The sequence below is a fragment of the Pedobacter sandarakinus genome (genome assembly GCF_026240095.1).
Classification (GTDB): Bacteria; Bacteroidota; Bacteroidia; order Sphingobacteriales; family Sphingobacteriaceae; genus Pedobacter; species Pedobacter sandarakinus.
This window is the reverse complement of sequence record NZ_JAPIVG010000005.1, coordinates 62,290-75,535: the sequence shown is the minus strand read 5'-3', so window position 1 is coordinate 75,535 and position 13,246 is coordinate 62,290. Positions and strand designations below refer to the sequence as shown.

10 protein-coding genes are annotated in these 13,246 nt (G+C 46.3%); all 10 read right to left on the bottom strand.

The features are described from left to right. Positions 1–51: 51 nt before the first annotated feature. Positions 52–744: an HD domain-containing protein gene (locus OQ268_RS14175; RefSeq protein ID WP_265856956.1), complete on the bottom strand. Its 693-nt coding sequence runs from the start codon at positions 742–744 to the stop codon at positions 52–54. A gap of 7 nt (positions 745–751) precedes the next feature. Next, on the bottom strand, positions 752–2,701 hold the full coding sequence (locus tag OQ268_RS14170) for an LTA synthase family protein (protein ID WP_265856954.1): 1,950 nt from the start codon (positions 2,699–2,701) through the stop codon (positions 752–754). Further along, on the bottom strand, positions 2,698–2,952 hold the full coding sequence (locus tag OQ268_RS14165) for a hypothetical protein (RefSeq protein ID WP_139222305.1): 255 nt from the start codon (positions 2,950–2,952) through the stop codon (positions 2,698–2,700). Before OQ268_RS14165 ends, OQ268_RS14170 begins: the two co-directional genes overlap by 4 nt. 98 nt (positions 2,953–3,050) lie before the next feature. After that, positions 3,051–3,227 carry a DUF2188 domain-containing protein gene (locus OQ268_RS14160; RefSeq protein ID WP_167398035.1) on the bottom strand — a complete coding sequence of 59 codons (177 nt, stop codon included), beginning with the start codon at positions 3,225–3,227 and terminating at the stop codon, positions 3,051–3,053. Positions 3,228–3,249: 22 nt separating this feature from the next. Next, positions 3,250–3,936 carry a DUF1345 domain-containing protein gene (locus tag OQ268_RS14155; protein WP_265856951.1) on the bottom strand — a complete coding sequence of 229 codons (687 nt, stop codon included), beginning with the start codon at positions 3,934–3,936 and terminating at the stop codon, positions 3,250–3,252. A gap of 9 nt (positions 3,937–3,945) precedes the next feature. Continuing rightward, a complete protein-coding gene (locus OQ268_RS14150) occupies positions 3,946–4,689 on the bottom strand; it encodes a ZIP family metal transporter (protein WP_265856949.1) in 744 nt (247 codons plus the stop codon). Continuing rightward, positions 4,679–5,212: a divalent metal cation transporter gene (locus tag OQ268_RS14145; RefSeq protein ID WP_265856947.1), complete on the bottom strand. Its 534-nt coding sequence runs from the start codon at positions 5,210–5,212 to the stop codon at positions 4,679–4,681. Before OQ268_RS14145 ends, OQ268_RS14150 begins: the two co-directional genes overlap by 11 nt. A gap of 3 nt (positions 5,213–5,215) precedes the next feature. Then, positions 5,216–7,408: a heavy metal translocating P-type ATPase gene (locus tag OQ268_RS14140; RefSeq protein ID WP_265856945.1), complete on the bottom strand. Its 2,193-nt coding sequence runs from the start codon at positions 7,406–7,408 to the stop codon at positions 5,216–5,218. 148 nt (positions 7,409–7,556) lie between these two features. After that, on the bottom strand, positions 7,557–8,789 hold the full coding sequence (locus OQ268_RS14135; RefSeq protein ID WP_265856942.1) for an efflux RND transporter periplasmic adaptor subunit: 1,233 nt from the start codon (positions 8,787–8,789) through the stop codon (positions 7,557–7,559). Between the two features lie 10 nt (positions 8,790–8,799). Next, the gene (locus OQ268_RS14130; RefSeq protein ID WP_090985881.1) at positions 8,800–13,182 is read right to left on the bottom strand and encodes a CusA/CzcA family heavy metal efflux RND transporter; all 4,383 of its coding nucleotides are present in this window, start codon (positions 13,180–13,182) and stop codon (positions 8,800–8,802) included. Positions 13,183–13,246: the final 64 nt, after the last annotated feature.

Here is a 13,246-nt window from a genome sequence, read left to right as displayed (position 1 = left end):
TAAGAAGCCTAAGAGTATATCCCATTCATTGTCCAAATCCATTTATTGTGTTTAGTCTGATTTATTTTTTATGCGTTCCCGTACCAAATGGATATTATTTTGCTTTCCCTGCGAGAGCATAGACTTGCAATAAGGCGTAAAAAAACGGTGAGCCGATAGAAATGCAAGTGTTTTTTTATCCCAATGGCTTAGGTCCACATCTGCCCTTTTCTGCATTTCGCGCGCAACCTTTGCATCGGTGATGAGAAATTCCTCATTGCCCAGGTTATAGGTATCAGCATCACAGATAATTTCTTCAAGGACATTGCTAGGGCTATGTGGAATTGAGGTGGAGAGTATGCAGCGGCCAATGGTGGAGATGATATCCGGTGCAATCCCTTTATCTGAAAGAAACTCTTCCATCAGCCGCACGCTTCGATGCTCATGGCCGGCAGGAGGCCCAGTTAGCTGCCCGGTGTCATGAAACCATGCGGCAGAGAAAAGTATGAATTCCTGAAGGTCATCCAGGCGAAAATTGGAAGCGATTTCCTGGGTCCTTTTGACCACAAGTCTGGTATGATCCAGATCGTGGTATGCCAGGTCAGTCTGCCAGTGCTCCTCAAAAAGATAGCTTACATAAGCTTGAACATCTCCAATAAGCATGCTGAAGATGTTTCTGCGCCTGCGCTTAAAAAAGTATTTACCTGTTAGCAGGATCACAGACCCCGCTAGCACACAGATCAATAATAACTGATAATAATTCATAATATTCTTATTCTTTTAATCCGCCTGTCCTAAAGAGATAATAGGCACTCTGATAATAAGATATGGCTTCCCTTCCAAGTGTTTCAGAAGATTTCGCTGAGGTCTGTGTATTGGTTTTAAAATCATAAAGATAACTCTGTGGGGCTTTCCTTGGACTGAGTACCACAAGGGTGTCGCTACGGAGATAACCGAGCTTTTGATAGGTTCCTAGCAAGATCCTTGGGCGGTACCCGGGTGATCGAACGTCCATACCGAAGTTATTGCTCTCAAAGTCCCATTTCAACAGACCGAACAAGGTTGGATAGAGATCTATCTGTGAGCAAAGGCTGGGAATTATCGAAGGGGGCAGTCCATTGAGGTTGTATATCATCGCCGGGATATGGTAACGGGAGATATCAATCTCGTTCTTTCCCGCGCTTTCCGCGCAGTGATCGGCAACGAATATAAACACGGTATTGCTGAACCATGGCTTTTTCCGGACCTGTCTTAAAAATTCCCCAATGGCATAATCGGTATATTTTACTGCGCCCTCTCTTCCCGTACCCGGTGGGATATCTATCTTTCCTTTGGGATAGGTAAAGGGCCGATGGTTGGAAGTGGTCATGACAAAATCGTAGAAAGGCGTCTTTAACGAGTGCCTTTTATCCGCATCACGGATTACCGCAGCGAAAAGATCCCCGTCCGATACGCCCCATGCATTTTCAAAGCTCACTTCGCTATCGGTCAGGATGGTCCGCTTTACCAGATAGGCATCGCCCATTGTAAGCTTCCTTCCCCTATCTGTTATGTCATAGCCATTGCTTCCGAAGAACTGGTTCATATTGTCAAAGTAACCGTCCCCGCCATAAAAAAAGCCTGTGGAATACCCACGTTTGGAAAAAATACTGCCTATTGTGCTCAGGTTTGCATTATTGCTCCTCCTTACAATACTGTTCCCCGGTGTTGGCGGAACGGCGAGGGAAAGCGCCTCCATCCCTCGCACGGTACGGGTGCCTGTTGCATACATGCGCTCGAACAGGATGCTCTCTTTGGCCAGCGAATCCAGAACAGGTGTCAGTTTTTGTGTATTGCCAAAAGTGCCCATATAATCAGCGCTAAAACTCTCCATGACCACCGTGATGACATTGGGTTCCGTCTGTCCATTACCGGCCAGAACCGATCTACGTACCGAAGGCCCTTTGAAAATAAACCTGCTAGAGGGAGAGGAGAGTTCTTTTCTTACCAAATTGAAGGCAAGCTGATTTGCGAGCATGGGATAAAACTGATCGTAGTTAAGCTCATTCGCCTTGAAGGCCGCTACGAAAGAATATATCCCTGCTTTGGAAATTTCTGCTGCATAACGGTTACCGCTTTTATCCCCCCAGGAGTTATCTATCTCTATCGTATAGAATATTGTTGTCAGAATGATCAGGGCCGTATTTACCGATCGACGGGCAAAAGGTGTAGCAGACTCGAAGCTCTTCCTGAACGCCCCTTTCATAAGATAGTTCCATAAAAGGGAGATGATGACAACAGCTGAAATCAAAAGCGGCAGCGGATAGGACTCGTTGATGTTGTGCACAACCTCATAAGTATAGACCAGATAATCTACTGCTATAAAGTTAAAACGGCTCTCAAATTCCCGCCAAAAAGTAAATTCAGCGAAAAAAGAAAATATCGAAATCAAGACCATCAGAAAAAGAAGGATATGGGTAAACACCTTGTTAAATCCAGTCCTGTTCCATTTTTGGGGAAGGATGAGCAGATAAAAGGCATAAAATACACTGAAATATGTGGCCACCCCAAGATCGAAGACGAATCCTTTAGCAAAGGCGGTGAGGATTTCTCCAAATCCCAGCCCCGCCTTTCCGAGCGAAACCGCAGTAAAACTGATCCTCAGCATGGTCGAGACACAGATGAAGAAAAAGATAAAGGAATATAGTACACTATATCGGCTTTTCATAAAAATCTGCTTCATGGTTTATTTTTTAGATCCGGGGGTGTTGATAACAGAATCGTTGTTTTTTCGTTGGTATCCTTGTTCCAATGTGAATTATAGAAATGTTTGGCTTTAAAATAAATGGCGAGTGCCAGCAGCAGCGCCAGTATCCAATAAAATACCATCAGGAAAACCGATTTCTTTGGCCCCTTGGCCTTTTTCTTTTTTGGAGCTGTTCCCCCACCCCTGGCAGCACCAGGCCTGGGCCTGTTGTTTCTTTTGGTCTGCATTTTAATCAATGTTTTAAGATCGGTCAGGAGCCTTGTGGATACCTTTCCGCGGTTTGGATTATATTTTGTGTGATCAGGGGATAATCTTTGCACTGCCGTTATCCCTCCAGGCTGATAAACCATTGCTGGGCCCTGTTGATGGCAACCTCAACAATATTGAGCTCGCTTACCTCTTTGGTAATTCTAAGTTCGTTTGCGATCTCGATCGCTTTTTCCCTTACCCTTGGGTCAAGGTCCTTCATCTCAAGTGGAAAATTTTCTGGTGTCCAGTCCATAGGTCTTTAGTTTTATATTAAATTATTTTTGGATCATGCCCGAGAGCACATTGATTGTCAGGGCAACTATTACTGTATTAAAGGCAAATGAAAGCACACCGTGCATCCAGGCAAGCCTTCGGATCCGTTTGGAGGAGATTTCTACGTCAGATACCTGAAAAGTCATTCCAACCACGAAAGCGAAATAGACAAAATCCATATAATCGGGATCTTCTTCTCCCGGAAAGATCAGTCCTCCGGGCTTTTCTATTTTTCCTTTCTTCTCATGCTCGATGTCACAGTAATAGAAATGTGCATATCGCATGGTAAAGACCGTATGAACCAGCCACCATGAGCTAACCACGCAGAGCAACGGAATAACGATAGTCATAAAAAGGCCCTGATCGGTCTTTTCCGAATTCTCACGCAAAAGGATAATAATGGAAAAAAGACTGGCAAATGCAGCTGCTATGGCAAAAAGAAAAATGAGCGTCCTGCTGGAATCCTGAGCATGGGCATCGTGTTTTATCTGACTGGGATGCGAGGAGTTAATGGTTGTCCATGCAAGCGCAATGCTGGTTGTTGCATAGCTTAGCCATGCAACCATCCACCTGACAGAGGCTTCCAGTTCCATAACATAGCAAATACCAAGGGCGGCAAGAGCAACACCCAGGGAGAGGTAAAGTTTATGGTGCGCATCGAACTGACTGATTTTAGCGATAATATTCATCGGTTTAGATTAAATAATGAGCCCCAGAACCATAAACAGAAGAAATCCTAAGAAAAAAGCCGCGGTAAAAAATGGAGAATCCTTTTCTTCATGGGCTTCGACAAGAAGTTCCTCGGTAACTAAAAACAGTAAGGCTGCGCTACCAAATGAGAGCACAAGTTCCAGTACTTTTTCTCCTGTAAAATGCAGTATAAAAAAACCTCCCCCTGTTCCCAATAGAAAAACCAGGCCAAATAGCGAGAGCACCCTGATCAGCCTCCTTTTGGAATTTCCAAGCTTGGTCAGCCTGGTACCTACTGCAAGTCCCAGCGAAAGGCATTCCATCGCAAGTGCCAGTGCAAGCAGGGTTCCTTCTTTTGATCCCGCTGCAAATCCTATCCCTAAAAGAAGACCGTCCAAAAGGAGGTCAATGCCTACCGCGATAAGCATTCCCCAAGGCAACAGCTTGCTGTCGTTTGTTCCGCCCATTTTGAGCTCAAGCCTGGCGGTATACCATTTGATCAGAAGCATGGCCGAAATACCCAAGGTAAAACCTATAATTATCGCGGTTGTATCATGGATCCTAATCATATCTGGCAAAAGCTCGACTGCCACGACTGAAAAAACTACCCCTGCAGCAAAGTGGAGGATCGTACTCTGCACAGCAGCCGTCGGCTTTTTCCAGGTTACGATCATGCCACCGACTATAAGTAAGACGACCGGAAACGCTGCAAACAGCAGTATGTTTAATGAAATAAGTTGTTTAGCCTGCATAATTCTTTCTTAAATAAAATCTATAGGCACCAAAGGAAAGGCACCCCAGATTGAGGTCGAGGCATGTGCCGATAAGAATCTCCATGGGGGTCAGGAACAGATATTTCAGAACTGAGCCAAGTGTCGAGTAAGGCAGATAGATGATGAAGAATAGAGGTACTCCGGTAAAGAGCACACTAAAAACAATTGCATGAACGGCAGGAAATATGAGATGCTCCACAGCGTCCATATCAGCGATATCGGCACCAATGTTCAGGACGATTGCCAGCACGCTGAATATGATCAACAGGTACAATACCCATTTTGGATAGTGTTTCCTAAGCATTGTGGTCAGCCTGATACGGTCGCAATCCTGGACTGCAGCCTGCAAGGGGAACGTGATGATCAATGTCCAGAGTGCTGCCAGACCATATTTTGCACCGCCCTGTGAATAGGTGGAAATACCTGATGGGTCATCGTCACTCGCACCGGTAACGATGCCCGGCCCCAGGGCTTTCAGGAATTTTTTAACCTTTTTGAACATGCCTTATTTTTTCCTCTTTTTCGGTGCTTTTTTATTATGTCCGTTGTCGTAAGCAAGTAAGCGCAGCGCATTGAACACTACGACCAGCGTCGATCCCTCGTGGGCGATTACTGCCGGTCCGATCGAAGCGACACCCAGTATGGTCAGTGGAATAAGTGCGGCGACAACACCAAGGGAAATCCAGAGGTTCTGTTTAATGATGCCCCGGGCTTTACGGCTAAGCCCGATGGCAAAGGGAAGGCTTTCCAGCTTATCGCCCATCAGGGCAATATCTGCTGTTTCCAAAGCAACATCAGATCCCGCAGCGCCCATAGCGATACCTACGGTACTTTTGGCCATGGCCGGGGCATCATTCACGCCGTCTCCCACCATCGCAACCATTTTTTCTGATTTGGCGAGTTTCTGTACTGCCTTGACTTTGTCTTCCGGCATAAGGTTGCCCCATGCCTCGGTTACACCGATCTGTTTAGCTACCGCTTCTGCAACCTGTTGGTTGTCCCCGGTGAGCATAATCATTTTTTTGATCCCCAGCTCTTCGAGTTCTTTAAGCACATGTTTTGCCTCTTCACGGGGAACATCCATAAGGGAAAGAATGCCGATGAAATCTTTATCGACCCTGACAAGCATTGAAGTATGTCCGCCCTTTTCCAGCTCTTCAACCTGTTTGAGAATATCTTCGGGTATTCCATCCTTTTCAAAAAGGGCCTTGTTTCCAATGAATACTTTTTTACCGTTGACCTCAGCCTGAACACCTCTTCCGGTAATGCCTTTCACGTTATGTGCCTCAGGAACGGATTTTTTCTTCATCTTTTCGAGTGCGCCTTTTACAATTGCTTCGGCCAGCGGGTGGTCGCTGAGTTTTTCAACTGCAACAGCAATACCCATTAGTTCCTCTTCAGATATGTCGTTCAGTGGAATCACGTTTGTGAGCTGGGGCTTGCCTTCGGTAAGTGTTCCGGTCTTGTCGAACGCGATGGCGTTGAGTTCGCCCAGATCTTCCAGTGGCCGCCCTCCCTTTATAAGGACTCCGCCACGTGCAGCCCTTGCAATACCGCTAAGTACTGCGCTTGGGGTAGAAATCGCCAAAGCGCACGGGCTGGCAGCAACCAGTACGGACATCGCGCGGTAAAAACTTTTGCTAAACGGCTCATCAATAACCAGGAATGCAAAACATAGTGCGGTCACCAGAACCAGTACAACCGGAACGAAATACTTTTCGAACCTGTCGGTAAATAGCTGCGTTGGGGATTTTTGTTTTTCCGCCTCATTTACCATTTTGATCAGGCGTGAGATGGTAGAATCCTTGGCTTCCCTGATTACCTTCACCTCCAGAACCGAGGCTCCGTTGATTGTTCCGGCAAATACACGGAACTGGGGCTTGATGGTTTTTTCGGCAGAATAGTCCTTTGATGCATCCGGTACGGGTGATTTGTCCACTGGCACACTCTCACCCGTAATAGGAGCCTGGTTGACACTGCCCTCACCTTTTACAACCACTCCGTCTGCCGGAATCTTGCTGTTGGGCTTGATGATAATGACATCTCCAAGCTGAAGATCTTCAATGCGCACTTCAGATTCCTTGCCATCCCGGACAACCAGGGCTGTCGGGGGAGCCAGACTGGTAAGGGCAGCTATAGATTTTCTTGCCTTGCCCATCGCATAGTGTTCCATCGCATGTCCCAGACTGAACAGGAAGAGCAATAATGCGCCTTCGGCCCAGGAGCCCAGGATCGCTGCGCCGATTGCGGCGACCAGCATCAGAAAGTCGATCTCAAAGCCACCTTTCAGTATAGTTTCAACTGCTTCCTTGGCCGTAAAGAAACCGCCAAAGAAATAGGCTGTTATGTAGAGTGCAAGGCTTGCCCATTCGGGAACACCGTCTATGAAAGAAATTCCAAATCCTATCCCCAGCGCCGCGCCACAGATAAAGGCGAAGATCATTTCCGTGTTCTTCCCGAAAATCCCGCCATGTTCATGATCATGACCTTCCTCTTCAGCATGGTCAAGATGTGCCTCTTTCTCCTTTTCAGCTTCTTTTCCCTTCCTGGATGGTTTTTCAGAAATAGGCTGTGAAGAAGTTTTGGTTTCTTCCTTTACCGGCTTCGCTTTTGTTTCTTTGGAATCTGAGCCTTCCTTCCGGACTACAGGCTTTTTGGCAGATGATTTGGTGTCGGATTTTTTCTTCTTGTTTTCCATATCGGGGTAAATTGATTTTTGTTGAATATTCAGGGCAACCGCTTTATCTATATTCTCTGCCCGTTTGGGTTCACTTTTTTTAAAAAGATGCCTCCCTAACGAGGCACCTTTTATTCAATGTGTGTACTAAAAATTCTTTGTGGGGACTTTACTCTTCTTCGCTGTTCTTCATTTTTGACAGCAGATCATATGTACCTTTAAGTACAACCTTGCCTGTAAAATCCCGTCCCGAAGGCATGGTTACCTCTACATAACCGCCGTCGGATATACCCGTTGTAACCTCTACCATTTCAAAATGATGGCCGGCCTCAGTGGCGCCCTCTTTGTTTCCGGATTCGTTTTTTGCTGGTTCCTTTGCCTTTTTGTCCGCCGAGTTCTGGATGAAAATGTATTTTTTGCCCTCAAAGTCTACAACCGCAGCAGATGGCAAAGCCATTACCTGAACGGCACCTGTTTCGATGAAAGCCTTAAGGTAGGTACCGGGGATAAACCCCGCGCTTCCCTGGGCAATAGCATGAACGGTCACGGTCTTATCGGCATTGATCTCACCGCCTACCAGCTGTACGACAGCAGTACGCTGGGTTGAATCATTTGTGAGCGAAAAAAGCACCTTCTGTCCTTTTTTTACCTTCTGTGCATCTTTTTCGAAAACGTTGAGCTCAACGTGGAGATTCGAACTGTTTACGATCTCGAACATTGCATCATTGGGGGCCACAAATTTGCCCGTATTTACGTTAACCTTGGTTACATAGCCATTGATAGGCGAGTAGATATTTATCTGGCTACGGATATTGCCGGCGTTTAGCGAGGACGGATTGATATTGATCAGTTGAAGACGTTGCTTTAATGCATTTTCCCTTGCAAGATTTCCCAGATAACCTGCTTTGGCCTGTTGGAGTGTTTTTTGAGCATTAACGTTCTGCTGGGCAAGGGTCTGTTGTCTTTTGTATTCAGAATCCGAAAGTTCAAGCTGGCTTTTGCTCTCCAGGTAATCCTGTTGCATCTGCACATATTCCTGATTCTGGAGTATGGCAATAACCTGACCTTTGCTCACCTTTGTACCTTGTAACAGCGGAGTGGATTTTACAATACCGCCCATCTGAGTGGTAATGCTCACCAGGTTCTGTGGTGGAACATCTATGAAACCGTTTACTTTCAGCATACCACTTAGGGCACGGAGCTCGGGACTTCCCAGCTCTACCCCTACGGACTTGAACTGCGACTGGCTGAGCTCTACTGAGTTGCTTTCCTCCGTGGCCGTGCTGTCTGCAGGGGCTTCTGTTCCAGCGCCATCTTTTTCCTTGCTGCCGCAGGAAGAAAGCACTACTGCCAGTGCCCCTATGTAAGATAATCGGCTGAGGGCTTTAAATATTTTTTTCATTTTTATATTGTTATTGACCTTTTAGGTACTGTAATGTGTATACTGATTGATTATATTGGTTGATGGCCTCCAGATAGCTGAAGCGGATATCAGAGTAGGTACGCAGAGCCTGCAGATATTCTACATAGCCGATCTCTCCTGCCTGAAATGCAATCTGGGACTGCTTTAGGATCAGGTTGGCATTCGGTAGGGCACTGTTCTTGTAATAGGCGATACTTCTGGAATTTTTTTGAAGGTCCTGGAAAGCCTGCTCATACCTTCCTCGAAGATCTGTCTGGGAAAGGATAAAATCGCTTTCGGCTACCTGCTTATCTATCTTTGCGGCTTTTATCCTTGAGGAGAAAGGCTTAAAGAAAAGCGGTATGGAGATCCCTGCGGAAACCCCCTGAAAACGTTTGCCTCCATTAAAATAAAGATCCTGACCGCCAACATTCTGTGCTCCGATAATAGACTGGTTGAAATAGCCGATACTGAAATCGGGGCCAGAGCGTGAGCGCTCGAGCCTTACCGTCTTGTCGGCAATATCTATCTGCTGGGCCTGCAGCGCAAGAATTGGATTTTCTGATGTAACGGTATCAGTCTGGCTAACATTCCAGACTACCTGGCCAAATTCCGCGTTCATGATACTGATCTGTTCTCTGGTATTCAGCAAACGCTTAAGTTCGGCGGTATAGGCGAGGATATCAGCTTCGTTCTTGCTCATCTGGTTGCGAACCTCATTATACTGAGTTTCGGCGGTAGTTTTTTCAAGCAGGTTGGTCTCTCCGGCCTGGTACCTCAATGAGGCGGCCTTCAGAAAGTTACTGTAAACACTGTCCTGGCTTTTGTAAAGCTTTTGAAGGGCAATGAAATAGCCCAACTGGGCGTAAACGCTTTTCACCTGATAGGAAAGTTCTCTCTGTGTTACCTGAAGGCCGATTTCAGCTCCCCTGATCTGCGCATCATACAAGTTGCGCTGACTTTTGAACAGACCCGGATAGGGTATGTTCTGAGAAGCCGAAAAGTTATTGTCGCGTTTGATGGTATTCATCTGTCCGTACTGCACCTCAAAGCTGGTCTTTCCCAGATCTGTTGAGGATCCCCTTAGCGCCTGTTGCCTGCCAATCTGCAGGGTGGACGACTTCACAGCCTGGTTATTACTCAATGCTGTGCTCAAAGCCTGCTCAAGGCTCATACCCTTGGTGGGAACCGTCTGCGCCCGGGCCTGTCCCGATAAAATGAAAAGTCCAAAAAACACCGCTAGGGTAACTACAGTTGTTGGAAGGGCAGTTTTTTTGCTTTTCCAACCTTCAAAATAAGTATATAGCACTGGAAGGACGATTAAGGTTAATATGGTGGAGGTAATGAGTCCCCCGATTACTACGGTTGCTAGTGGTTTCTGCACCTCAGCGCCTGCTGCACTGGATATTGCCATTGGAAGGAACCCAAGAGAGGCAACAGTTGCGGTCATCAGTACAGGTCTTAGACGGATAGCAGTTCCCTTGAGGACAATGTCCCTTATACTATATTTATCCATTTTTTTCAATCTGTTGAATTCGGTAATCAGTACGATTCCGTTGAGCACGGCTACCCCGAATAATGCAATAAATCCAACACCGGCGGAAATGCTGAAAGGCATTCCCCTTAGGATTAATGCAAATATTCCGCCGATTGCGGCCATCGGAATAGCAGAAAAAATCAGTATCGACTGTTTTACAGATCCAAATGAGAAATACAGCAATAGCAATATAAGTAAAAGTGCAACCGGAACGGCAATAGAGAGCCTTTGTGTCGCCTCTTTTAAGTTTTCGAACTGCCCTCCATAGGTAATGTAATATCCTGCGGGCATTTTGATCTGTTCGTTTATTTTCTGCTCGATCTCTGTTACCACACTCTGGATATCACGCCCACGGACATTCAGCCCCACTATGATGCGCCGTTTGGTATCCTCACGTTGAATCTGGTTAGGGCCTATCTTAAACTCTATGTCAGCAAGTTGGTCAAGTGGAACCTGATTGCCGTTCGGGGCAGTCACATAGACATTTTTAACATCGTCAATACCTTGGCGGTTCTGTTGGGAAAGGCGCACAATGATATCGTAACGCTGCTCTCCCTCATATACCAGCCCCGCAGATTGTCCTGCAAAAGCAGTGTTGAGTGCCTGGTTAACCGTCCCTATGCTCAATCCATATTGTGCAATCCGGTCACGGTTGATCTTTACCACAATCTGTGGCAGACCGGTTGCCTGTTCCAGATAGAGATCTTTTGCGCCCTCTACACCCGAAACAATTTTCCCGATCTTTTGGGAGATACTGGTGAGGGATTCTAGGTCATCTCCGAAAATTTTGATCCCAATATCCTGTCTAACTCCCGAGATAAGTTCATTTGAGCGTAATTGGATTGGTTGTGAAAAACCGAAGCTCACGCCGGGAACTTCTTCAAGTGCCTTACTCATCAACTCGGCCAGTTCTTCCCTATCGTGGGTAGTGGTCCAGTCTTTTTTATCTTTGAGTATGATGGTCAGATCGCATGCTTCCATTGGCATGGGATCGGTAGGAATCTCGGCAGCACCAACCTTACCAATTACTTCTTTCACCTCTGGAAACTTTTCTACAAGGATTTTTGAAGCCTGATTTACTTTATCAATGGTCTGGGAAAGGGAACTGCCGGTAAGTAACCTGGTTTCTACCGCAAAATCACCTTCCTCCAACGTGGGAATGAATTCTCCCCCCATCCGGGTAAAGATAAAAATACTGATGGCCAGAAGAACAACCGATGATGCCACAACAATTACTCTTTTATTGAGTGCAGCCTTGATCATTGGAGTGTAACGGCGCTGGAAAAAATCCATCATCCGATCTGAAAAATTCTTTTTGTGCGCAACTTTTTTGCTTAAGAAAAGCGAGGAAACCATAGGAACATAGGTAAGGGACAAAATAAAGGCCCCCAATATGGCAAAGGAAACGGTTTGTGCCATAGGTCCGAACATCTTGCCTTCAATACCTACAAGGGCAAGGATGGGAAGATAAACGATCAGAATAATGATCTGTCCAAATGCCGCAGCGCTCATCATCCGCACGGCAGATTTTTCAACCTGCTCATCCATTTCGGCCTGCGAGTAGGCGCGGCCGAGCTTATTCCCAGAGAGGATGTGCATGGTGGCTTCCACAATAATTACCGCCCCGTCGACGATAAGTCCGAAATCTATCGCGCCAAGACTCATCAGGTTTCCCGATACGCCAAAAAGGTTCATCAGGGAAATCGCAAATAGCATGGCAAGCGGAATCACCGAGGCAACAACCAGCCCGGCCCTAAAATTCCCAAGAAAAAGAACTAGGACAAAAATAACAATCAGGGCGCCCTCGATCAGGTTTTTGGCTACTGTGCCCATGGCACGATCAACAAGCGCACTTCTATCTAAGAACGGCTCAATGGTTACCCCCTTGGGTAGAGTTTTGCTGATTCGGTCTATCTTCGCCTTCACCTGTTTTACCACGTTATTGGCATTTGCGCCTTTCAACATCATTACTATACCGCCAACAGCCTCACCTTCACCATCCTTTGTGGCACGGGTAAGTGCGCCGTAACGTATGGAACTACCGATCTGTACGGTGGCGATATCGTGGATAAGTACCGGGATTCCATTCGCATTGTTTTTGACAACGATCTTATTGATGTCATCAAGATTGCCGACCAGGCCTTCGCTCCTAATAAAATAGGCATTTGGCTTTTTGTCTATATAGGCGCCTCCCGTGTTCTGATTGTTCTGTTCAAGGGCAGCGAAAACATCGCTGATGCTCAGGTTCAGGCTCCGCAGCTTATCGGGATCAAGCGCAATCTCATACTGTTTCAAAAGTCCTCCGAAACTGTTGACCTCTGCAATGCCTGGCGTCCCGAGGAGCTGTCTCCTTACGATCCAGTCCTGGATACTACGCAGCTCTCGTGCGTTGAATTTCTTTTCGAATCCAGGCTTTGCATGGATCACGTATTGGTATATCTCCCCAAGACCTGTTGATATGGGTGATATTTCTGGATTACCAAGTCCTGATGGGATGTTATTCTTGGCCTCGGCAAGCTTTTCGTTTACCTGTTGCCGGGCCCAGTAGATGTCAACATCATCATGGAATACGATAGTTACAACCGATAGTCCGAACCTTGAAATGGAGCGTACCTGCTCTATTTCAGGTATGGTGGACATGGTCTGTTCTACGGGATAGGAAATAAGCCTTTCTACCTCCTGGGTAGCAAGGGATGGGCTAAGGGTTATGACCTGAACCTGATTATTGGTGATATCAGGAACGGCATCAATGGGAAGTTGTCTCAGGGAATATACGCCCCATGCGATCAGCCCCAAGGTGAACAGGGCTATTACAAGCTTATTCGCTATTGAAAACTGAATAATTTTTTTCAGCATTATTTGTTTAATTAAGTAAAAAATAAAAAAACCAGATCAATGCACAGCGTAGCCTCGTATGGAT